At 71.4% G+C, this 21,305-nt stretch carries 20 protein-coding genes; 11 read left to right on the forward strand and 9 right to left on the reverse strand.

The genetic code is table 11. The features are described 5' to 3' along the window. Nucleotides 1-485: 485 nt before the first annotated feature. The gene (locus ACIG36_RS20035) at nucleotides 486-1,385 is read left to right on the forward strand and encodes an HAD family hydrolase (RefSeq protein WP_399929300.1); all 900 of its coding nucleotides are present in this window, start codon (nucleotides 486-488) and stop codon (nucleotides 1,383-1,385) included. Between the two features lie 351 nt (nucleotides 1,386-1,736). Here the strand turns inward: ACIG36_RS20035 and ACIG36_RS20040 are convergent, their stop codons facing one another. Further along, nucleotides 1,737-2,558, reverse strand: coding sequence for an oxidoreductase (locus tag ACIG36_RS20040; protein ID WP_399929302.1), 822 nt, complete (start codon nucleotides 2,556-2,558; stop codon nucleotides 1,737-1,739). A 101-nt stretch (nucleotides 2,559-2,659) separates the two neighbouring features. On the opposite strand from ACIG36_RS20040, the gene ACIG36_RS20045 reads away from it, so the two are divergent. The 7 genes from ACIG36_RS20045 to ACIG36_RS20075 all read left to right on the forward strand — a co-directional run bounded on the left by ACIG36_RS20045 (nucleotide 2,660) and on the right by ACIG36_RS20075 (nucleotide 11,607). Further along, a complete protein-coding gene (locus ACIG36_RS20045; protein WP_399929305.1) occupies nucleotides 2,660-3,652 on the forward strand; it encodes an ATP-binding protein in 993 nt (330 codons plus the stop codon). A 245-nt stretch (nucleotides 3,653-3,897) separates the two neighbouring features. After that, nucleotides 3,898-5,940, forward strand: a complete 2,043-nt coding sequence (locus ACIG36_RS20050) for a carbonic anhydrase (protein WP_399929307.1) — start codon at nucleotides 3,898-3,900, stop codon at nucleotides 5,938-5,940. A gap of 219 nt (nucleotides 5,941-6,159) precedes the next feature. Next, on the forward strand, nucleotides 6,160-8,127 hold the full coding sequence (gene acs, locus ACIG36_RS20055; protein ID WP_399929310.1) for an acetate--CoA ligase: 1,968 nt from the start codon (nucleotides 6,160-6,162) through the stop codon (nucleotides 8,125-8,127). 192 nt (nucleotides 8,128-8,319) lie between these two features. Continuing rightward, nucleotides 8,320-9,717, forward strand: a complete 1,398-nt coding sequence (nhaA, locus tag ACIG36_RS20060; protein ID WP_399929313.1) for a Na+/H+ antiporter NhaA — start codon at nucleotides 8,320-8,322, stop codon at nucleotides 9,715-9,717. 46 nt (nucleotides 9,718-9,763) lie between these two features. Beyond that, a complete protein-coding gene (locus ACIG36_RS20065) occupies nucleotides 9,764-10,222 on the forward strand; it encodes a phage holin family protein (protein ID WP_399929316.1) in 459 nt (152 codons plus the stop codon). Further along, nucleotides 10,219-11,226: an alpha/beta fold hydrolase gene (locus tag ACIG36_RS20070; RefSeq protein WP_399929319.1), complete on the forward strand. Its 1,008-nt coding sequence runs from the start codon at nucleotides 10,219-10,221 to the stop codon at nucleotides 11,224-11,226. The genes ACIG36_RS20065 and ACIG36_RS20070 overlap by 4 nt, the downstream gene beginning before the upstream one ends. 174 nt (nucleotides 11,227-11,400) lie before the next feature. After that, nucleotides 11,401-11,607 (forward strand): hypothetical protein, encoded by a 207-nt coding sequence (locus ACIG36_RS20075; RefSeq protein WP_399929322.1) that lies wholly within the window; start codon nucleotides 11,401-11,403, stop codon nucleotides 11,605-11,607. A 15-nt stretch (nucleotides 11,608-11,622) separates the two neighbouring features. Here ACIG36_RS20075 and ACIG36_RS20080 read toward each other — a convergent pair whose 3' ends face one another. The 3 genes from ACIG36_RS20080 to nth form a co-directional block, all read right to left on the reverse strand. Then, a complete protein-coding gene (locus ACIG36_RS20080) occupies nucleotides 11,623-12,822 on the reverse strand; it encodes a MarP family serine protease (protein WP_399929326.1) in 1,200 nt (399 codons plus the stop codon). Between the two features lie 58 nt (nucleotides 12,823-12,880). Continuing rightward, nucleotides 12,881-13,573 (reverse strand): NUDIX hydrolase, encoded by a 693-nt coding sequence (locus ACIG36_RS20085; RefSeq protein ID WP_399930086.1) that lies wholly within the window; start codon nucleotides 13,571-13,573, stop codon nucleotides 12,881-12,883. Nucleotides 13,574-13,686: 113 nt separating this feature from the next. Further along, nucleotides 13,687-14,532 carry an endonuclease III gene (nth, locus tag ACIG36_RS20090; protein WP_399929328.1) on the reverse strand — a complete coding sequence of 282 codons (846 nt, stop codon included), beginning with the start codon at nucleotides 14,530-14,532 and terminating at the stop codon, nucleotides 13,687-13,689. A gap of 250 nt (nucleotides 14,533-14,782) precedes the next feature. Here nth and ACIG36_RS20095 point away from each other — a divergent pair, with 250 nt between their 5' ends. Beyond that, nucleotides 14,783-15,457: a Crp/Fnr family transcriptional regulator gene (locus tag ACIG36_RS20095; RefSeq protein ID WP_004939715.1), complete on the forward strand. Its 675-nt coding sequence runs from the start codon at nucleotides 14,783-14,785 to the stop codon at nucleotides 15,455-15,457. A gap of 126 nt (nucleotides 15,458-15,583) precedes the next feature. Here ACIG36_RS20095 and ACIG36_RS20100 read toward each other — a convergent pair whose 3' ends face one another. From ACIG36_RS20100 to ACIG36_RS20115, 4 genes are all read right to left on the reverse strand, one after another. After that, nucleotides 15,584-16,414 carry an MBL fold metallo-hydrolase gene (locus ACIG36_RS20100; RefSeq protein ID WP_399929330.1) on the reverse strand — a complete coding sequence of 277 codons (831 nt, stop codon included), beginning with the start codon at nucleotides 16,412-16,414 and terminating at the stop codon, nucleotides 15,584-15,586. Next, nucleotides 16,411-17,301 (reverse strand): NUDIX hydrolase, encoded by an 891-nt coding sequence (locus tag ACIG36_RS20105; protein ID WP_399929333.1) that lies wholly within the window; start codon nucleotides 17,299-17,301, stop codon nucleotides 16,411-16,413. The genes ACIG36_RS20100 and ACIG36_RS20105 overlap by 4 nt, the downstream gene beginning before the upstream one ends. Before the next feature lie 105 nt (nucleotides 17,302-17,406). Then, nucleotides 17,407-17,871, reverse strand: coding sequence for a RidA family protein (locus tag ACIG36_RS20110; protein ID WP_399929335.1), 465 nt, complete (start codon nucleotides 17,869-17,871; stop codon nucleotides 17,407-17,409). After that, nucleotides 17,868-18,026, reverse strand: a complete 159-nt coding sequence (locus ACIG36_RS20115) for a DUF4177 domain-containing protein (protein WP_019992579.1) — start codon at nucleotides 18,024-18,026, stop codon at nucleotides 17,868-17,870. Before ACIG36_RS20115 ends, ACIG36_RS20110 begins: the two co-directional genes overlap by 4 nt. A 72-nt stretch (nucleotides 18,027-18,098) precedes the next feature. Here ACIG36_RS20115 and ACIG36_RS20120 point away from each other — a divergent pair, with 72 nt between their 5' ends. Further along, a complete protein-coding gene (locus ACIG36_RS20120) occupies nucleotides 18,099-19,103 on the forward strand; it encodes an ArsA family ATPase (protein ID WP_399929337.1) in 1,005 nt (334 codons plus the stop codon). Next, complete coding sequence (locus ACIG36_RS20125) at nucleotides 19,076-20,530, forward strand: ArsA family ATPase (protein WP_399930089.1); 1,455 nt, start codon at nucleotides 19,076-19,078, stop codon at nucleotides 20,528-20,530. Before ACIG36_RS20120 ends, ACIG36_RS20125 begins: the two co-directional genes overlap by 28 nt. 225 nt (nucleotides 20,531-20,755) lie before the next feature. On the opposite strand, the gene ACIG36_RS20130 is transcribed toward ACIG36_RS20125, so the two are convergent. After that, entirely contained in the window at nucleotides 20,756-21,091 is a 336-nt protein-coding gene (locus ACIG36_RS20130) for a WhiB family transcriptional regulator (protein WP_399930091.1), read from the reverse strand. Nucleotides 21,092-21,305 lie beyond the last annotated feature (214 nt).

Below are 21,305 nucleotides of genomic sequence, written 5' to 3' on the forward strand. Positions count from 1 at the left end.
CAGCGGGCGAATCGGATGTGTTGGATCCGGTCACGGTCTCCTCCCCTCTCACTACGCGCTCTCGCATCCGCGGGCATCGCGGAACTCGCGGGGAATCACCGTGCAGCGAACTGGGAAATCGTGTGGATCTTGGTCAAAAACTGTGGACAACTCAACGGATGTGAATATCCCGCTCACCTATACCGGTGACTTCCGGAGAGCAGCATGGCGATTACCCTGCGTAACGGGTAAGAAGGAGGCCGCGACCGTGCCCGTCGGGGCGCGCGAGGGAGGGGAAGGCCCGATGGCGATGACCGAAACGCATCCGGACATGCGACGACCCCCGCCGGGGGGGAGAGCGGGGGTCGTCCCCACGGCCGACTCGGGGGGGGAGGAGTCGGACCGGGTTAGACACGGTCGCGAACGATCCGTGACTTCCATGGTGTACCCGAGAGCCTTCTCAGGCAAACCCACACGCCTCAGCTTACGCCGAATGGAGGGCCCCTATGCTCGGCGGAGTGGAAAACCACTCCTTGCCTCGGACTGCCGCGTTCTTTGATCTGGACAAGACAGTCATTGCGAAGTCGAGCACGCTCACCTTCAGCAAGTCCTTCTACCAAGGCGGCCTGATCAACAGGCGCGCCGTGTTGCGTACCGCCTACGCGCAGTTCGTCTTCCTGGCCGGCGGCGCCGACCACGATCAGATGGAGCGGATGCGCGAGTATCTGTCGGCGCTGTGTCGCGGCTGGAATGTCCAGCAGGTCCGCGAGATCGTCGCCGAGACCCTGCACGAGCTCATCGATCCCATCATTTACGACGAGGCCGCCTCGCTCATCGAGGAGCACCACACCGCCGGACGCGATGTGGTGATCGTCAGCACCTCCGGCGCGGAAGTCGTCGAGCCGATCGGCGCGCTCCTGGGCGCGGACCGGGTCGTCGCCACCCGAATGGTCGTCGAGGACGGCGTCTTCACCGGCGAGGTCGAGTACTACGCCTACGGCCCCACCAAAGCGGAGGCCATCCGCGAGCTCGCCGCCTCAGAGGGGTACGACCTGGCGCGCTGCTACGCCTACAGCGATTCGGTGACCGACATCCCGATGCTCGAGTCCGTCGGCCACCCGCACGCCGTCAACCCCGACCGGGGGCTGCGCCGCGAGGCGGTCGCCCGGGACTGGCCGATCCTCTCCTTCAGCCGCCCGGTACGGCTCAAGCAGCGCGTTACCTCGCTGTCCATGCCCTCGCGCCCGGCACTGGTCGCGGCCGCCGCGGTCGGTGCGGCGGCCGCCACGGCGGGCCTGGTGTGGTTCGCCAACCGGCGCCGCACACCCATGTCCGTCTTGGTGGGTTTCGCCCCTAAAAGCAAAGAACTGCGGCTTGGACTTCCGCTTCCGCCGCGACAGGAGTAGAAAGGACTTAACGGCCCGCGAGACCAGGGACATCCGGGAGGACGCCCTTCACGCACCAAGGCCCCACGGACCGCGCATGAAAATCGGGCACCCACGCGACGCCGACCCGTCGATTACGGGCCAGCCGCACCAGGTGACGGGCGAAGTTCCCGACCTGATGGGCAAATATCGTGCACGCATGGTAACCCGATGGACGTGCCAGCGGCGGTACCAGAGCAGTACGGGTACCGCCGCAACCCTTGTCCGGGGCAAGCGGATTACGGAATTCACCTGATGCCTGCCGACCAGCGCATCATGCCCCGCTCGTGAGCCCCGCAGTGTGACGTCCGACTGTCAGGCCGCTCAGGCCGCTCAGGCCGCTCCGCGCTGAAGCGCCTCGCACACGGCCGTACTCTCCCGCACGCCGAGCTCCACGGCACGACCGCAGTGCGCGATCCAGGCCGCCATGCCTTCGGCTGTGCCGGACACATAGCCGTCGAGCGCGGCCGCGTAGGCCTCCCGGCCCAGTTCCGCATGTCCGACCTCCGCCGGGCAGATCGACTTCGGGTCCAGTCCGCTGCCCACCAGCACGATCCGCTCGGCCGCGCGCGCGACCAGGCCGTTGCAGGACCCGAACGGCCGCAGGGCGAGCAGTTCGCCGTGCACCACGGCCGCCGTCACCAGCGCGGGGGCCTCGCTTCCGGCGATCAGCAGGTCGGCCAGCCCCTCGAGCCGGCCCGACATCTCCTCCGCGTCCGGCAGCGGAAGCTGGATCAGCGGTTCGTCCACCGCCTCACCTGCCAGCCGCGGACGGCCGACCACGTCGTCGGAACGACCGCCTCCGGCGGCCACGAGGTGCAGCCTGGCCAGCACCCGCAGCGGCGACTGCCGCCATACGCTCAGCAGTTGCCCCGCCTCCGCGGTCAGCCGCAGCGCGGCACCGACCGTGCGCGGCTCGCCCTCACCGCCGAAGTCGGAGCGGCGCCGCACCTCCTCCAGGGCCCAGTCCGCGCCGGACAGCGCGGCCGAGCCACGCGCGCCGCGCAGGGCCGCCTCGGAGGTGATCTCGTTGCTGCGGCGGCGCATCACCCGGTGGCCGTACACCCGGTCGACCGCCTTGCGTACGGAGTCCACGGAGTCGGCAACGCCCGGGAGCGAGCCCAGGGCGGCGAGCGGATCGGCTGTCGTACTCATGGGTACGACAGTACGCACTTTGCCCGGATGCCCCTCGAAAGAGTGGTCCTCTTCACTCACCGCTCTCACTCAGAGCACCCCCGCACCTACTCTTGGTGAACATGAAGATCGCTTTCGTAGGTAAGGGTGGCAGCGGCAAGACCACGCTGTCCTCTCTGTTCATCCGTCACCTCGCCGCCGAGCAGGCCCCCGTCATCGCGGTGGACGCCGACATCAACCAGCACCTCGGCGCGGCGCTGGGGCTCGACGAGGCGGAGACCGCCGCCCTGCCCGCGATGGGCGCCCATCTGCCCTTGATCAAGGACTATCTGCGCGGCACCAACCCGCGGATCACCACCGCCGACACCATGATCAAGACCACGCCGCCCGGCCAGGGCTCCCGGCTGCTGCGGATCGGCGAGGACAACCCCGTCTACGACGCCTGCGCGCGCGAGGTGCGGCTGGACGACAGCGACGCGGTACGGCTGATGGTGACCGGCCCGTTCAATGACGCCGACCTCGGCGTGGCCTGCTACCACTCCAAGGTCGGCGCGGTCGAGCTGTGCCTGAACCACCTCGTCGACGGCCCCGGCGAGTACGTGGTCGTCGACATGACGGCGGGCAGCGACTCCTTCGCCTCCGGGATGTTCACCCGCTTCGACATGACCTTCCTGGTCGCCGAGCCGACCCGCAAGGGCGTCTCGGTCTACCGTCAGTACAAGGAATACGCCCGGGACTTCGGCGTCGGCCTGAAGGTCGTGGGCAACAAGGTCCAGGGCCCCGACGACCTCGACTTCCTGCGCGCCGAGGTCGGTGACGACCTGCTGACGACGTTCGGCCACTCCGACTGGGTGCGCGCCATGGAGAAGGGGCGCCCGCCCCGCTTCGAGCTCCTGGAGGAGGCCAACCGTCAGGCGCTGCACACCCTGCGCGGCACGGCGGACCGCTCGTACGAGGAGCGGGACTGGCACCGCTACACCCGCCAGATGGTCCACTTCCACCTCAAGAACGCGGAGAGCTGGGGCAACGCGAAGACGGGCGCCGACCTGGCGGCCCAGGTCGATCCCGCCTTCGTCCTGGACGAACGACTGCTGGCCGCACCCCAGCCGGCCTGACCGCCCGCTTCGGTCGCCTCGACAGACCCGACCGCCTCGACGGACCCGACCAGCCGGTCGCCCCGGTCACCACGTACCTGCAGGACGAACAAGCCCCAAGGGGGCCAAGCAGACAAGAAGACGTATTCACTCGATGGAGGGAAGCCTCTCCCTCGCCCCTCGGTCGTTTCTTTACTCTCCATTACGATTCATTTACCGAGAGTTGAGAAAGCCCCGCCTCGCAGCCACGAAGACGGGAAACGACCATGCACGCTCAGCCCACCCGGACGGCCCCGGCACGACAGGCCTGGCGGCAGCACCTCACCGCCTCCGCCGCCGTCCTCCTGACCGCCGTTCCCCTCTCCCTGGGGATCGCGCTCGCCTGCGGCGCGCCGCTGTGGGCCGGGCTGGTCGCGGCGGCCGTCGGCGGCCTCGTCGCCGGCGGGCTGGGCGGCGCGCCGCTCAGGGCGAGCGGCGCGGCCGCGGGGCTGACCGTGGTGACGGCGGAGCTGGTGCAGCGCTACGGCTGGCGGGCCACCTGCGCGATCACCGTGCTGGCCGGCGCGACCCAACTCGCCCTCGGCGCGGCCCGTATGGCGCGTACTCCCTGGGTCACCAGAGCGGTCACGGAGAACGGCCCGCCGATCGCGCGGGGAATGCTCGCCGGGATCGGCGCGACGATCGCCGTCAGCCGGCTGCATGTCGTCCTGGGCGGCCGTCCGGGCGACTCGGCCCTGGAGGATCTGGCGGCAGTGCCTTCGCAGCTGATCCATCCGAACGTGCCAGTGCTGGTGGTCGGCGCGGCCACTGTGGCGGTGCTGCTCGCCTGGCCGCGTCTGCCCGTACCCGTGGCCCGCTGGGTCCGGCCGGTCCCCGCGCCCTTCGCGGCAGTGGCCGTCGCCTGCGCGGTGGGCCTTGCCGTGGGCGCGCCCCGAGTGTCGTTCACCCCATGGGAGTTGCAGCCGGTTCCCACGCTCCCGCACGGGCCGGTCGCGGAGGTGCTCGCGGCCGTGGCCACGATCACGCTCGTCGCGAGCGTGGAAACGGCCGCGATGCCGGCTCGCGCACTGGCCGCTCAGGGTGCGGCGAACATGGCGTCCGGCCTCCTGGGCGGGCTGCCGGTCGCAGGTGGCACGAACGACCGTTGGCGTCCCGACCGCCCCTTGCCCGAGGGCGACGCGGCGGCAGAGGGCGGCTCCCCACTGCCGGCCGTCCTCTACGGGACGGGAGCGCTGCTGTGCGCGGCGCTGTTCATGGCGGCCTTCACGGTCGTCCCGGCCGCCGCCCTGGCCGCGTTGGTCATGGCGGTCGGTGTGGAGATGGTGCGCCACGCGCACCGCGCGCGACCGCAGGGCCAGGGCGAGTTGGTGGTGTACGCGGCCACGCTGGGGGCCGTGGTGCTGTTCGGCGTTCTGGAGGGGGTCACCGTGGGCATCTCGATCACAGCGTTCCTCGAGCTGCGGAAGCGCTGGTCCGGCCTGCGCGGCCGGTACGCACAGGCCGTCACCGAGGCCGTCGGCACCCACAGATGCCTTCCCTGGACACCGTGGCGCGACCATCACTGCACGCGCCCCACCGAGACGACGCAGGACGACGCGGCGGCGGGCGGCAGCGGGCGGCAATTGCTGGGTGGGGTGAGCGCCTTCCAGCGCAACACCGCCCCGCTCGTCCGTGACGAGCTGGCCCGGCTCGCCCGCGAGGGCCAGCGGCCCAGCCAGCTCTTTCTCACCTGCGCAGACTCCCGCCTGGTCACCAGCATGATCACCTCCAGCGGGCCGGGCGATCTGTTCACGGTGCGCAACGTCGGCAATCTGATGCCGCCGCCCGGCAGCGACAGCAGCTGCGATTCGGTCGGCGCGGCCGTGGAGTACGCGGTCGACGTGCTGAAGGTCGGCAGCATCACCGTGTGCGGGCACTCCGGGTGCGGTGCGATGCAGGCGCTGCTGGACCTCGCCGCCTCCCCCGCCGGCCACGGCCTCACGGCCGGCGAACAGACCCCGCTCACCCGCTGGCTGCGGCACGGCCGCCCCAGCCTGGCCCGTATGCAGCGGATCGGGCGGCTGGGGCGCGGCGAGGTGGCCCTGGCGGAACGGCTCGTCACGGACGACGTGGAGCGGCTGGCGCTCGTCAACGTGGTGCAACAGCTCGACAACCTGATGGCCCACGCCTGTGTCGCCCGACGAGTGGCGGAAGGATCACTTCAGCTGCAGGGCATGTACTTCCATGTGGGCGAGGCCCAGGCCTATGTCCTGGACCGCCGCTCGCGTACGTTCTCCGCCGTCCGGCCCGAAGTCCTCGACGCCGTCTGACCGGTACGCCACACGCCGGACCGGTACGCCACACGCCGGACGCACTGCCCCGCCCGGACGGCCCAGCGCACGGACGCGGCCGCACCACCCCCTCTGACCTCGTTCAACCACCGGCGCAAAGGTCTAAACCAGTTTTTACCAACACCCCTTGTCAGGGTGTGCCCCGGACTGATGAGCTATGGCCGGGACGCAACGGACCCCCTGGGAAAGGGAGATGTCGTGAGCAACGAAAGCCTGGCCAACCTCCTGAAGGAGGAGCGCCGCTTCGCACCGCCTGCCGGTCTGGCCGCCGAGGCCAACGTCACCGCGGAGGCGTACGAGCAGGCGAAGGCTGATCGGCTGGGCTTCTGGGCCGCGCAGGCCCGCCGCCTGAGCTGGGAGACCGAGCCCACCGAGACCCTCGACTGGTCGAACCCGCCGTTCGCCAAGTGGTTCGCCGACGGCCGGCTCAACGTGGCGTACAACTGCGTCGACCGCCACGTGGAGAACGGCCTGGGCGACCGGGTGGCCCTGCACTTCGAGGGCGAGCCGGGCGACAGCCGGTCCATCACCTACGCCGAGCTCCAGCGCGAGGTCTCCAGGGCCGCCAACGCCCTGATCGAGCTGGGCGTCCAGGCCGGCGACCGGGTCGCCATCTACCTGCCGATGATCCCCGAAGCGGTCGTCTCGATGCTGGCCTGCGCCCGCATCGGCGCTCCGCACTCGCTCGTCTTCGGCGGCTTCTCCGCGGACGCCCTCGCGACCCGCATCAACGACGCCGACGCCCGCGTGGTGATCACCGCCGACGGCGGCTACCGCCGCGGCAAGCCCTCCGCCCTCAAGCCCGCCGTCGACGAGGCCCTCACCCGGCCCGGCACGGAGAACGTGCGCAGCGTGCTCGTGGTCCGCCGCACCGGCCAGGAGGACATCGCCTGGACCGAGGGCCGCGACGTCTGGTGGCACGACCTGGTCGAGCGGCAGTCCGACCAGCACACCCCCGAGGCGTTCGACGCCGAGCACCCGCTGTTCATCCTCTACACCTCGGGCACCACGGGTAAGCCGAAGGGCATCCTGCACACCACCGGCGGCTACCTCACCCAGGCCTCGTACACCCACCACGCCGTCTTCGACCTCAAGCCGGAGACGGACGTCTTCTGGTGCACCGCCGACGTCGGCTGGGTGACCGGCCACTCGTACATCGTCTACGGGCCGCTGAGCAACGGCGCGACCGAAGTGCTCTACGAGGGCACCCCCGACAGCCCCCACCAGGGCCGCTGGTGGGAGATCGTCCAGAAGTACGGCGTGACGATCCTCTACACCGCCCCCACCGCGATCCGCGCCGCCATGAAGTGGGGTGACGACATCCCCGCCAAGTTCGACCTGTCCAGCCTGCGCATCCTCGGCTCGGTGGGCGAGCCCATCAACCCCGAGGCCTGGGTCTGGTACCGCAAGCACATCGGCGCCGATGCCACACCCGTCGTGGACACCTGGTGGCAGACCGAGACCGGCGCCATGATGATCAGCCCGCTGCCGGGCGTGACCGAGACCAAGCCGGGCTCGGCCCAGGTGCCGCTGCCCGGCATCGCCGCCACCGTGGTGGACGACGACGGCCACGAGGTGCCCAACGGCTCCGGCGGCTACCTCGTCCTGACCGAGCCGTGGCCGTCCATGCTCCGCACCATCTGGGGCGACGACCAGCGCTACATCGACACCTACTGGTCGCGCTTCGAGAACACCTACTTCGCGGGCGACGGCGCCAAGAAGGACGAGGACGGCGACATCTGGCTGCTGGGCCGCGTGGACGACGTCATGCTCGTCTCCGGTCACAACATCTCCACCACCGAGGTGGAGTCCGCCCTCGTCTCGCACCCCAAGGTCGCCGAGGCGGCGGTCGTCGGCGCGACCGACCCGCAGACCACCCAGGCCATCTGCGCCTTCGTCATCCTGCGCAGCGGCGTCGACGCCGAGGAGGAGGGCCTGACGGAGGAGCTGCGGGCGCACGTCGCCAAGCAGCTCGGCCCGATCGCCAAGCCCAAGCGGATCCTGCCGGTCGCGGAGCTGCCCAAGACCCGGTCCGGCAAGATCATGCGCCGCCTGCTGCGCGACGTGGCCGAAAACCGCACCCTCGGCGACGTCACCACCCTGACCGACTCCTCGGTCATGGACCTCATCCAGGCCAAGCTCCCGGCCGCCCCCAGCGAGGACTGACCCGGACGAGAACCCCCTGCGAGTGAAAGGCACCCGGCATCCCACCGGGTGCCTTTCACTCTTTCCGGCTAAAGTAAGTAGATGTCGCGTAAAGATCGCGACAAGAATCAAGGGCGCGCCGGGAAGTCTGGTCGGCACACAGCACACGTGTACCCACGTGTTTTCAGTCGACTGCCCAGGAGGTCCACCACCGTGGCCGCGCCCAAGAACCGCCGTTCCGTCTTCCTCGGCAGGCTTCCGCTGCCCGAGCGGAACTATCTCGCGGACGCGCTGCGTACCGAGACCGTCGGCGGTGTGCTGCTGCTCTTCGCCGCCGTCGCGGCACTGGTGTGGGCGAACACCCCCCTGCGCGACAGCTACGAGTCCGTCCGTTCCTTCCACCTCGGACCGGGCAGCCTCGGCCTGGACCTCTCCCTGCAGCACTGGGCGGCCGACGGCCTCCTCGCCGTCTTCTTCTTCGTCGCCGGCATCGAGCTCAAGCGCGAACTGGTCGCCGGCGAGCTGCGCGACCCCAAGGCCGCGATCCTCCCCGTCGTCGCCGCCGTCTGCGGCATGGCCGTCCCCGCGCTCGTCTACTTCACCGTCGCCTCCAGCGGCGGCGGCTCACTGGCGGGCTGGGCCGTGCCCACCGCCACCGACATCGCCTTCGCCCTCGCCGTGCTCGCCGTCATCGGCACCGCCCTGCCGTCGGCCCTGCGCGCGTTCCTGCTGACCCTCGCCGTCGTCGACGACCTCTTCGCGATCCTGATCATCGCGGTCTTCTTCACCTCCGAGCTGAACTTCACCGCCCTCGGCTTCGCCGTCCTGGGCCTGGCCGTCTTCTGGCTGCTGCTGCGCAAGGGCGTCCGCGGCTGGTACGTCTACGTGCCGCTGGCGGTCGTCAACTGGGCGCTGATGTACAACAGCGGCGTGCACGCCACGATCGCGGGCGTCGCCATGGGCCTGATGCTGCGCTGCACCCGCCGTGACGCCGAGGAGCGTTCCCCCGGCGAGCACATCGAGCACCTCGTGCGCCCCCTGTCGGCGGGCCTGGCCGTTCCCCTGTTCGCGCTGTTCTCCGCGGGCGTCGCCGTCACCGGCGGCGCGCTGTCGGACGTCTTCACCCGGCCCGAGACGCTCGGCGTCGTCCTCGGCCTGGTCCTGGGCAAGGCGGTCGGCGTCTTCGGCGGCACCTGGACGGCGGCCCGCTTCACCCGGGCGGAGCTGAACCCGGACCTCAAATGGCCGGACGTCCTGGCCGTGGCCTCACTGGCCGGCATCGGCTTCACCGTCTCGCTGCTGATCGGGGAACTCGCCTTCGACGGCGACCCCGTCCTGGTCGGCGAGATCAAGGCCGCCGTGCTGGTGGGTTCGCTGATGGCGGCCATCATCGCCGCCACCCTCCTCAAACTGCGCGACAACAAGTACAAGAGGCTGTGCGCGGAGGAGGAGCGGGACGACGACGAGGACGGCATCCCGGACATCTACGAGCAGGACAACCCCGACTACCACCTGCGCATGGCCGCGCGGTACGAGGCGAAGGCCGCCGCACACCGCAAAATGGCGCAAGTCGCCTCGGAGCGCACCACCCTGGACGAGGGTCCGGCATGATCTGAGAGTCTTTACACCTGAGCTGATGACGATGAGGGAGCAGCCGATGAGCGCAGCCGACGACGGCGCGAACCGCAGCCTCGGCCAGCTGGTGGCGACGGCGACCACCGAGCTGTCCGCGCTGGTGCACGACGAGATCGCGCTGGCCAAGGCCGAGCTGCGGCAGGACGCCCGGCGGCTGGGCATCGGCGGCGGCGCCATCGCCGCGGCGGGTGTCCTGGCGCTCTTCTCGCTGCCGGTCCTGAGCTTCGCGGCCGCGTACGGGATCCACAACCTGGGTCTCGGCCTCGCCTGGTCCTTCCTGATCACCGGCGGCGCGTACCTGCTGCTCGCGGGCATGCTCGGGCTGATGGCCATCGCCAAGTTCAAGAAGATCAAGAAGCCCGAGAAGAGCATCGCCTCGGCGAAGGAGACCGCGGCCGTGCTGGGCACCGTCAAGCCGCACCCGCGTCCGGTGGCCGACACGAGCCCCGCGGACGCATCTGTGACACGCTCGTCCGTATGACGGTGCCCGAGACTCCCGCAGCGCCCGCGTCCCCCGACCCCGACCGGCCCGGAACCTCCCCGGCGCCCCCGGCCCCGGGCGCGCCGGGAGTCTCGTCGGCCGCGGTCGTACGACCGGACGGCCCCTGGACGCACCGGGAGGTCGCGGCGAACGGGGCGCGGTTCCACATCGCCGAGATGGGCGAGGGGCCGCTGGTACTGCTGTTGCACGGCTTCCCCCAGTTCTGGTGGACGTGGCGGCACCAGATGCCCGCGCTCGCGGAGGCCGGATTCCGGGCCGTGGCCATGGACCTGCGCGGAGTGGGCGGCAGCGACCGCACCCCCCGGGGCTACGACCCGGCGAACCTCGCCCTCGACATCACCGGCGTCGTCCGTTCCCTCGGCGAGCCGGACGCCGCGCTGGTCGGCCACGACCTGGGCGGCTACCTCGCCTGGACCGCGGCCGTCATGCGCCCCAAGCTCGTGCGCCGCCTGGCGGTGTCCTCGATGCCGCACCCGCGCCGCTGGCGCTCGGCGATGCTCGCCGACGTCAAGCAGAGCGCGGCGGGCTCCCACATCTGGGGCTTCCAGCGGCCCTGGCTGCCCGAGCGCCGGCTGGTCGCGGACGACGCGGCGCTGGTCGGACGGCTGATCCGGGACTGGTCGGGCCCCAGGCTGCCCGACGACGAGGTCGTCGAGGTCTACCGGCGGGCCATGTCGATCCCCTCCACCGCGCACTGCTCGATCGAGCCCTACCGCTGGATGGTGCGGTCGATGGCGCGCCCGGACGGCATCCAGTTCAACCGTCGGATGAAACGACCGGTCCGGGTGCCGACGCTGCACCTGCACGGATCCCTCGATCCGGTGATGCGGACGCGCAGCGCCGCGGGCTCCGGCGAATACGTCGAGGCGCCGTACCGCTGGCGGCTCTTCGACGGGCTGGGGCACTTCCCCCACGAGGAGGATCCGGCGGCCTTCTCGGCGGAGCTGATCAGCTGGCTGAAGGACCCGGAGCCCGACCGCTAGACCGTCCCCCTACCCGGCCGCGCGGATCGTCCCTCTGCCCCAGCCGCGCGCCCGTGCCGCACCGGTCAGCGGGTCGACGTGTCCGCCCACCGGACGGCCACTTGCCCCGCGCATAGGCCAATTGCCGGACCCACGGGCGATTACCGACCTTTGGGCACGGGCAGAGCTTTTGGTATGGGCTGGACGCACGACTACCGCGACGTGACCGACGTGACTCAGGAGCGCGGCGAGGGTGATGCCGCGCTGGCCGTGACGGGCGTACCCGCGCGGGGCGAACACCGGCCGCCGGCCGGCCCCGGCCCCCGCATCGGCATCCCGCGGATCATCCGCCGTCGCGCCCGCTGGGTGTCGGCCCGGCTGCGGCACCCCCGCGGCCGCTGACCGCCCGGGGCCGGGTCACAGGGCGCACCCCTGGGTGTCGGCCCGGCCCGTGGCCGTACGGCCGTACAGGGCGTCCTCACGCACCTCGTCGGCCGTCAGGGCGTATCCCGTGTCGGCGTCGTCGAGGGACTTGGCGAACACCACCCCGTAGACCTTGCCGTCCGGTGTGAGCAGTGGTCCGCCGGAGTTGCCCTGACGCACGGTCGCGTAGAGCGAGTAGACGTCACGGCGGACGTTGCCCCGGTGGTAGATGTCGGGCCCGTTGGCCTGGACCCGGCTGCGGACGCGGGCGGCGCGCACGTCGTACGAGCCGTTCTCGGGGAAGCCCGCGACGATCGCGCTCTTGCCGCTCTCCGCGTCGGGGCCGGCGAACTGCAGGGCGGGCGCGTCGAGCGTGGGCGCCTCGAGCACGGCGATGTCGCGCTTCCAGTCGTAGAGCACGACCTTGGCGTCGTGCAGCCTGCCCTGGCCGCCGATCTGCACGGTGGGCTCGTCGACCCCGCCGACGACGTGGGCGTTGGTCATCACCCGGTTGGGCGCGAAGACGAAGCCGGTGCCCTCCAGGACCTTGCCGCAGGCGGGGGCGTTGCCCACGACCTTGACGATGCTGCGTTGGGCGGCCACCGCGACCGGGCTGCCGGCGAGCTCCGGGTCGGGCGCGGGCACCGAGGTGATGGGCTCGTTGGAGAACGGGGCGAAGACCTGCGGGAAGCCGTTCTGGGCGAGGACGCTGCTGAAGTCCGCGAACCAGGTGTTGGCCTGCGCGGGGACCACGCGGGCGACGCCGAGCAGCACCTTGGAGCTGCGGACCTCCTTGCCGAGCGTCGGCAGGGTCGTACCGGCGAGGGCCGAACCGATCAGCCAGGCCACCAGCAGCATCGCCACGACGTTGACGAGCGCGCCGCCCGTCGCGTCGAGCGCGCGCGCCGGGGACCAGGTGATGTGGCGGCGGAGCTTGTTGCCGAGGTGGGTGGTGGCCGCCTGGCCCACGGAGGCGCAGACGATGACGATGGCGACGGCCAGGATGGCCGCGATGGTGCCGGGCTCGGCGTCGCCGGTGGCGGCACCCCAGATCACGGGCAGCGCGTAGACGGCGGCGAGGCCGCCGCCGAGAAAGCCGATCACCGAGAGCACGCCGACGACGAAGCCCTGGCGGTAGCCGATGACCGCGAACCACACGGCGGCGATCAACAGCACGATGTCCAGCACGTTCACCGAAAGATGCCTCGCATTGCAGTCGTCGTGGCCCGCGGGGGCCACCGTCTCATGCCGGTCAGGACCGCCAGCTCAGCGGTACCTCCCGCTCGCGGTCCCAGGGCCGCTCCCACCCGGCGTAATGCAGGATGCGGTCGATCACCCCGGCGGTGAAACCCCACACCAGCGCCGGGCCCACCTGGAAGGCGGGGCCCCGGTGACCGCTGGGGTGCACGGCCGTCGCCCGCTTCTCCGGGTCGGTGAGATCGGCGACCGGAACGGTGAAGACCCGGGCCGTCTCCTGCTCGGAGACCGGAGCGACCGGGCTGGGCTCGCGCCACCAGCCGAGCACGGGCGTCACCACGAAGCCGCTGACGGGGATGTAGAGCCGGGGCAGCACCCCGAAGACCTGCACGCCGGAGGGGTCGAGACCGGTCTCCTCCTCGGCCTCGCGCAGCGCCGCCCGGACCGGACCACCGCCCTCCGGGTCGCCGTCCTCGGGGTCGAGGGCGCCGCCGGGGAAGGACGGCTGCCCGGCGTGCGAGCGCAGCGTGCCGGCCCGCTCGAGGAGGAGCAGCTCGGGGCCCCGGTCGCCGTCGCCGAAGAGGACCAGGACGGCGGACTGCCGACCGCCGGACTCGGGCGGCAGAAAGCGGCTGAGCTGGTGCGGCTCGACCGTCCGCGAGGCGCGCGCGACCGGCTCGAGCCACCGCGGCAGCCCGTCGGCACTCACCGCGATCTCCCCGGCCGCCCCGCCGTGGGTCCTCGTCATCCGTTCCCCCTGCTCTTCGTCGGCGTGCTCTTCCTCGGCCCGGTCGTTTTCGGCCAGGTATTCCCCGTCCGGCGTGCGGTCGTTCGGCGTGCGGTCGGTCCGCGGGCGGTCGGTCACTCGGCTCCCAGGGGACGCGCGGGCAGGCCCGGGTAGTCCGGCGGGGGCTTGAGCCGCTGGCCCGGCTGACCGCCCATCTCGTACTTGAGCAGCTTCTTCGCCTTCTCCGGGTCCGTCTCGCCCTCCCCGTACGACGGGCAGAGCGGGGCGATCGGGCAGGCGCCGCAGGCGGGCCTGCGCGAGTGGCACACGCGCCGGCCGTGGAATATCACGCGGTGCGAGAGCATCGTCCACTCGCTCTTGGGGAAGAGCGCGCAGACCTCCGCCTCGATCTTCTCCGGGTCCTCCGCGGTGGTCCACTTCCAGCGCCGCACGAGCCGGCCGAAGTGGGTGTCGACGGTGATGCCGGGAACGCCGAAGGCGTTGCCCAGCACAACGTTGGCCGTCTTGCGGCCGACGCCGGGCAGGGTGACCAGGTCGGCTATGCGGCCGGGCACCTCACCGCCGAAGCGGTCGCGCAGCGCGGCCGAGAGGCCGATCAGCGACTTGGCCTTGGCGCGGAAGAAGCCGGTCGGCCGGATCAACTGCTCCAGCGTCTCCGGGTCGGCCGCCGCCATGTCCTCGGGCGTCGGGTAGGCGGCGAACAGCGCGGGGGTGGTCTGATTGACCCGCAGGTCGGTGGTCTGGGCGGAGAGGACCGTGGCCACCAGCAGCTGGAACGGATTGTCGAAGTCCAGCTCGGGGTGCGCGTACGGGTAGACCTCGGCGAGCTCCCGGTTGATCCGTCGCGCACGACGGACGAGCGCGGTACGCGTCTCCGCCTTCGCGGCCGCCCCAACCCCCTCCGGGGATTTCTTCCTATTTGCCGCTTTCGTCTTCTTCGCCGCAGGGCGTTCGCCCACAGCGGAATTACCGTTCGACGTCACCCTCCCGGCCCCCTTGCCCTGTGCTCTCACCGGCGTATTGGACACCCGGCCAGACTAAAGCCCAGCACTGACATCCGCCCCGACCGCAGGAAAACCACAGCCCAATCGGACCCCTGCCGTAGGGCTCCGGGCGACGATGCGCCACACTTGTGTTTGATCACACAGTTTTACCGACGGGCATCATGGGGACCACGGTCCTCTGTGCATGTCGACAAGGAGAGAACTCGTGGACGACGTTCTGCGGCGCGCCCCGCTTTTCGCGGCGCTCGATGACGAGCAGGCCGCTGAGCTGCGCGCCTCCATGGGCGAGGTCACCCTCGCGAGGGGCGACGCCCTGTTCCACGAAGGCGACCCGGGCGACCGCCTCTACGTGGTGACCGAGGGCAAGGTGAAGCTCCACCGCACCTCCCCCGACGGCCGCGAGAACATGCTGGCGGTCCTGGGCCCCGGTGAGCTCATCGGCGAGCTGTCCCTCTTCGACCCGGGGCCGCGCACCGCCACCGCCACCGCGCTCACCGAGGTCAAGCTGCTCGGCCTCGGCCACGGCGACCTCCAGCCCTGGCTCAACGCCCGCCCGGAGGTGGCCACCGCCCTGCTGCGCGCCGTCGCCCGCCGGCTGCGCCGCACCAACGACTCGATGTCGGACCTCGTCTTCTCCGACGTGCCCGGCCGCGTCGCCAAGGCCCTGCTCGACCTGTCCCGCCGCTTCGGCGTGCAGTCCGAAGAGGGCATCCACGTCGTGCACGACCTCACCCAGGAGGAGCTCGCCCAGCTCGTCGGCGCCTCCCGGGAGACCGTCAACAAGGCGCTCGCCGACTTCGCCGGCCGCGGCTGGCTCCGCCTGGAGGCCCGCGCCGTGATCCTCCTCGACGTGGAGCGCCTCGCCAAGCGCTCCCGCTGACGCGGACGCACCGACGTCAGGGCCCCGCCTGCGCGCCACAACGCGCGAGCGGGGCCCTGACGCGTACCGGCCGCGGACACGGACCGGACGCTGACGGTCGTACCGGACGCCCGTACCGGACCGGCCTCAGATCAGCCCGTGCTCGTCCAGGTAGTCCAGCTGCGCCCGTACCGACAGTTCCGCCGCCGGCCACAGGGCGCGGTCGACGTCCGCGTAGACGGCCGCCACGACCTCCTCGGCCGTGCGGTGGCCGTTCTCGACGGCCGTCTCGACCTGGGCCAGGCGCTTGGCGCGGTGGGCGAGGTAGTACTCGATGGCGCCCCGGGCGTCGTCCAGCACTGGCCCGTGACCGGGCAGCACCACCGTCACGTCCTCGTCGACCGTGAGGGCGCGCAGCCGGCGCAGCGAGTCGAGGTAGTCGCCGAGCCTGCCGTCCGGGTGGGCGACGATCGTGGTGCCACGGCCCAGCACCGTGTCGCCCGTCAGCAGCGCGCCGTCCGCCGGAAGGTGGAAGCACAGGGAGTCCGCGGTGTGGCCGGGCGTGGAGATCACGTGCAGCTCCAGCCCGCCGGTGGTCACCACGTCGCCCACGCCCAGCCCCTCGCCGCCCAGCCGCAGCGCCGGGTCCAGCGCCCGTACGCGTGTACCCGTCAGCTCGGCGAAGCGGGCAGCACCCGCGCTGTGGTCGACGTGGCCGTGCGTCAGCAGGGTCAGGGCGACACGCTTGCCCGCCGCCTCGGCCGTGGCGACGACGTTCGCCAGGTGGGCCTCGTCCAGCGGACCGGGATCGACGACGACGGCGGCGTCGGAGCCGGGCTCGGCCAGGATCCAGGTGTTGGTGCCCTCCAGCGTCATCACGGACGGGTTGGGGGCCAGCACACAGGTGGCACGGGCGGTGGCGGGTCCGCCGGCGGCGCCCGGCCGCGGCCGTCCGGGCAGATCGGTGGGGTACGTCATGCGTCGGCTCCAGCGGGTCCTGAGGCGTGAGAGGCGATGTGCTTGGTGAACTCGTCGTGTCCCGGCCAGCTCAGCACGATTTCTTCCCCGTCGAGCCTGGCCTGTGCGAGGACGGGCGTGAGATCCCGCTCACCCGAGGCCGCCAGGGCCTCGGCGGGGGTGGCGTACGGGGACAGGGAGCGCAGGGTCGAGATGGTCGGCGGCATCATCAGCAGCTCACCCCGGTCGTAGCCCGCGGCGGCCTCGGCGGGCGCCGTCCACACCGTCCGGTCGGCCTCCGTGGAGGCGTTACGGGTGCGCTGGCCCTCGGGGAGGGCGGCCACGAAGAACCAGGTGTCGTAACGGCGCGGCTCGAATTCGGGGGTGATCCAGCGGGCCCAGGCGCCCAGCAAGTCGCTGCGCAGCAGCAGGCCGCGCCGGTCGAGGAAGTCGGCGAAGGACAGCTCACGGCCGACGAGCGCGGCCCGGTCGGCCTCCCACTGCGCGCCCGTGGTGTCGGCGACGACGGTGTCCGGGGACGGCCCGGCCAGCAGCACGCCCGCTTCCTCGAACGTCTCGCGGACGGCCGCGCAGACGATGGCCTGCGCCGCGGTGGCGTCCGTCCCCAGCCGCGCCGCCCAGTCGGCCCGGCTGGGCCCCGCCCAGGGGACGTCGCGCTCGTCGCGCGGGTCCACGGATCCGCCCGGATACGCGTACGCGCCTCCGGCGAAGGCCATGGAGGCGCGTCTGCGCAGCATATGGACGTGGAGCCCGCCGCCCGTCCCGGCGCGCAGCAGCAGGACGGTGGCGGCACGCCGGGTCGCCACCGGCCGCAGCTCGCCGCGCGAGAGCGCTCTGATCCGGTCCGGCCACTCCGGCGGATACCACTGACCGTTCGCAGTCGACATGGCCGGATGCTATGCGCTCACGCGCGGATGTTCGAGAGGACCAGGCCAGGAGCGCGGCTCACCGGGACGGCACCCGGCGTGACGGACCCGCCGGGGCGGCGGCGGTCAGTCCCGGACCTCCACCAGGATCTCGACCTCGACCGGCGCGTCCAGCGGCAGCACCGTGACGCCCACGGCCGAACGGGCGTGCACGCCCCTGTCGCCGAGCACCTCGCCCAGCAGCTCGCTGGCGCCGTTGAGGACGCCCGGCTGACCTGTGAAGTCCGGGGCGGAGGCCACGAAGCCCACGACCTTGACGACCCGCTCGATCCTGTCGAGGTCACCGATGACGGACTTCACGGCCGCCAGCGCGTTGAGCGCGCAGATCCGCGCCAGCTCCTTGGCCGTCTCCGGGCTGACCTCGGCACCGACCTTGCCGGTCTCGGAGATCGAACCCTGCACCATGGGCAGCTGGCCGGCGGTGTACACGTACGCGCCACTGCGTACGGCCGGCTGGTAGGCGGCGATCGGCGGCACGACGTCCGGCAGGGTCAGCCCGAGCTCGGCGAGCTTCTCCTCGACCGTGCTCACGGCTTCTCCCGCTTGAGGTAGGCCACCAGCTGCTCGGGGTTGTTCGGACCCGGCACGACCTGGACGAGCTCCCAGCCGTCCTCGCCCCAGGTGTCCAGAATCTGCTTGGTCGCGTGCACCAGAAGCGGCACCGTCGCGTATTCCCACTTGGTCATGGGCCCGACTGTAATGCCTCCCACCGACAGCCTCGTGCGTAGCCCGCGCGGGGACTGGTTAGGCTCCGAATCATGAGCAGGCTCCATGTCGTCAGCGGCAAGGGCGGTACCGGCAAGACCACGGTCGCCGCGGCCCTCGCGCTTGCCCTCGCCGCCGAGGGCAAACGCGCCCTGCTGGTCGAGGTCGAAGGCCGGCAGGGCATCGCGCAGCTCTTCGAGACCGAAGCGCTGCCCTACGAGGAACGGAAGATCGCCGTCGCCCCGGGCGGTGGCGAGGTGTACGCGCTCGCCATCGACGCGGAGCGGGCGCTCCTGGACTACCTCCACATGTTCTACAAGCTCGGCAGCGCCGGACGGGCCCTGAAGAAGCTGGGCGCGATCGACTTCGCGACGACCATCGCGCCCGGCCTGCGGGACGTGCTGCTGACCGGCAAGGCGTGCGAGGCGGTGCGCAGGAAGGACCGTACGGGCCGCTTCGCCTACGACTACGTCGTCATGGACGCGCCGCCCACCGGCCGCCTCACGCGCTTCCTCAACGTCAACGACGAGGTGGCGGGGCTGGCCAGGATCGGTCCGATCCACAATCAGGCGCAGGCCGTCATGCGGGTGCTCAAGTCACCGGAGACGGCGGTGCACTTCGTGACGCTCCTGGAGGAGATGCCGGTCCAGGAGACCGCCGACGGCATCGCCGAGCTGCGGGCGGCCGGACTGCCGGTGGGCGGGGTCGTCATCAACATGGTGCGGCCCGAGATACTCGACGAGGCGGCCGTCGAGGCCGCCTCGAACGGCCGGCGCGCGGATGTGGCGCGCGCCCTCGAACACGCCCTGGAGCGCACGGCCGTCGGCGGCGCACGGCGCGCGGGCCTCGCCGACCAGCTCGTCGGCCCCCTGCTGCAGCAGGCACGCGAACACACCGAGCGGCTCGCGCTCGAGCACCGCGGCCGCGCCGAGGTGGCCCGCTTCGGCCTGCCCACCTACGAACTGCGGCTGCTCGGCGACGGCGTGGACCTGGCGGGGCTGTACCGCATGGCACGCGCACTGCGGAAGCAATTCACCGACCAAGGAGTGTCCGCGTGACCCTCGATCCGGCGGAACCACTCGACATAGACCCGATCCTGGACAACCCCCGCACCCGCATCGTGGTGTGCTGCGGCTCCGGCGGCGTCGGCAAGACGACGACCGCGGCCGCCCTGGGCGTACGGGCCGCCGAGCGCGGCCGGAAGGTCGTCGTGCTGACCATCGACCCGGCGCGCCGCCTCGCGCAGTCGATGGGCATCGACGAGCTCGACAACGTGCCGCGCCGGGTACCCGGCATCGACGGCTCCGCGGGCGGCGAGCTGCACGCCATGATGCTCGACATGAAGCGGACCTTCGACGAGATCGTCGAGGCGCACGCCGACAAGGAACGCGCGCGGGCGATCCTGGAGAACCCCTTCTACCAGTCCCTGTCGGCCGGCTTCGCCGGCACGCAGGAGTACATGGCCATGGAGAAGCTCGGCCAGCTCCGCGCCCGCGACGAGTGGGACCTGATCGTCGTCGACACCCCGCCGAGCCGGTCCGCGCTGGACTTCCTGGACGCGCCGGGGCGCCTCGGCTCATTCCTGGACGGCAAGTTCATCAAGGTGCTGATGGCACCGGCGAAGATCGGCGGCCGGGCCGGGATGAAGTTCCTGGGCGTCGGCATGTCGGTGATGAGCGGCCCCCTGAACAAACTGATGGGCGCACAGCTGCTGCGCGACGTACAGACGTTCGTCGCAGCGATGGACACCATGTTCGGCGGCTTCCGTACCCGCGCCGACGCCACCTACCGGCTGCTGCAGGCGCCGGGCACGGCCTTTCTGGTCGTCGCCGCACCCGAGCGGGACGCGCTGCGGGAGGCCGCCTACTTCGTGGAGCGGCTGGCAGCGGAGCGGATGCCGCTGGCCGGGCTCGTACTGAATCGGGTGCACGGCAGTGGGGCGGCGGAGCTGTCGGCGGAGCGCGCGCTGGCCGCGGCCGAGGCACTGTCGAGCGGAACATCCGAATACACAGAAAATCTTGACGGCACCGGCATTGTGGATCGTGGCAGCGGGCAGGCTGGCTCACGTACCGCTGACGACCCTGGCATCGTCACTCCCACGGACACGTCCTCTCCCGAGAGCGGCTTCCCCCGGCCCGCGTCCTCCGGAGCGACAGCCTCGGACGCCACAGCGGAAACCTCCGCACGGCTCACCGCCGGGCTGCTGCGGCTGCACGCCGAGCGTATGCAGGTGCTGGCCCGCGAGCGGCGCACGCGTGACCGCTTCACCGCGCTGCACCCCGAGGTACCGGTGGCGGAAGTGGCCGCACTGCCCGGCGATGTGCACGACCTCGCGGGACTGCGCGCGATCGGTGACCGTCTCGCCGACCGGACGTACGGCACAGGGGACGAGGCCGGCGCCGCGGAGGCGGAGGGCATGGAGGCGACGGATGGCGGGGACGAGAGCCGCGCCGTGCGGGCTGCGGCGAAGGGCGCCGAGGGCTGACATCGAAGCCGTCGAGGGCTGACATCGAAGCGTGACATCGCGGCCTGACGCCGTGGTCTGGCATCGCGGCCTGGCATCGCGGCGTGACGCACGAACTCGCGAGGGATGGCCACGAAGAATCATCGAAGAGTCATCGCGAAGGACGCGCGGAAACAACCGTGCCGACGAGCCCGAGTACTGCGAGTACGGCTCGTGCTCCGGCGCTCCGGCCGTCGGCCGGCCCGGCTAGCCCACGGCCGCGTACTCGTCGTACTCCGGCTCGCCCAGCGGCAGGAGCCCCGCACCGCGCTCGTACTCCGTCCGCGCGGTCTCCAGGAGCCTGCGCCAGGACGTCACCGTCGGACGGCGCCGCAGCAGTGCCCGGCGCTCGCGCTCGGTCATTCCGCCCCAGACACCGAACTCGACGCGGTTGTCGAGCGCGTCGGCGAGGCACTCGGTACGCACCGGGCAGCCGGTGCAGACCGCTTTCGCCCTGTTCTGCGCTGCGCCCTGAACGAATAGTTCATCCGGATCGGTCGTGCGGCAGGCGGCCTGCGCACTCCAGTCGGTTACCCAGCCCATGCTGGCGCCGTCCTCTCCCGAATCGAGGCTCCCCCACGGCGGCAGCGGCATATTCACCGTTGCCAGTTGAGGACGTTACGGAAGGCGGACAGGGGGCAACACCCCCTTCGGGCCCAATCTTGAATGGCCCGAACGGACTATGCGTACGCGGCAGATCACCCAACGGAGTGAGCTGACGACATCACGGACCTTCCCCTCCATAGAGGGGCACTTC

Source organism: Streptomyces sp. NPDC053048 (assembly GCF_044547045.1).
Lineage (GTDB): Bacteria > Actinomycetota > Actinomycetes > Streptomycetales > Streptomycetaceae > Streptomyces.

What these genes read in the sequence shown, in the direction of transcription:
- ACIG36_RS20100 (WP_399929330.1), bottom strand. Translation starts at nt 16,414, where the DNA reads ATGACGTACCCCACCGATCTGCCCGGACGGCCGCGGCCGGGCGCCGCC.
- ACIG36_RS20130 (WP_399930091.1), bottom strand. Translation starts at nt 21,091, where the DNA reads ATGGGCTGGGTAACCGACTGGAGTGCGCAGGCCGCCTGCCGCACGACC.
- ACIG36_RS20045 (WP_399929305.1), top strand. Translation starts at nt 2,660, where the DNA reads ATGAAGATCGCTTTCGTAGGTAAGGGTGGCAGCGGCAAGACCACGCTG.
- ACIG36_RS20120 (WP_399929337.1), top strand. Translation starts at nt 18,099, where the DNA reads ATGAGCAGGCTCCATGTCGTCAGCGGCAAGGGCGGTACCGGCAAGACC.
- ACIG36_RS20085 (WP_399930086.1), bottom strand. Translation starts at nt 13,573, where the DNA reads ATGACGAGGACCCACGGCGGGGCGGCCGGGGAGATCGCGGTGAGTGCC.
- ACIG36_RS20065 (WP_399929316.1), top strand. Translation starts at nt 9,764, where the DNA reads ATGAGCGCAGCCGACGACGGCGCGAACCGCAGCCTCGGCCAGCTGGTG.
- ACIG36_RS20035 (WP_399929300.1), top strand. Translation starts at nt 486, where the DNA reads ATGCTCGGCGGAGTGGAAAACCACTCCTTGCCTCGGACTGCCGCGTTC.
- ACIG36_RS20115 (WP_019992579.1), bottom strand. Translation starts at nt 18,026, where the DNA reads ATGACCAAGTGGGAATACGCGACGGTGCCGCTTCTGGTGCACGCGACC.
- ACIG36_RS20040 (WP_399929302.1), bottom strand. Translation starts at nt 2,558, where the DNA reads ATGAGTACGACAGCCGATCCGCTCGCCGCCCTGGGCTCGCTCCCGGGC.
- ACIG36_RS20050 (WP_399929307.1), top strand. Translation starts at nt 3,898, where the DNA reads ATGCACGCTCAGCCCACCCGGACGGCCCCGGCACGACAGGCCTGGCGG.
- ACIG36_RS20070 (WP_399929319.1), top strand. Translation starts at nt 10,219, where the DNA reads ATGACGGTGCCCGAGACTCCCGCAGCGCCCGCGTCCCCCGACCCCGAC.
- ACIG36_RS20105 (WP_399929333.1), bottom strand. Translation starts at nt 17,301, where the DNA reads ATGTCGACTGCGAACGGTCAGTGGTATCCGCCGGAGTGGCCGGACCGG.
- ACIG36_RS20075 (WP_399929322.1), top strand. Translation starts at nt 11,401, where the DNA reads ATGGGCTGGACGCACGACTACCGCGACGTGACCGACGTGACTCAGGAG.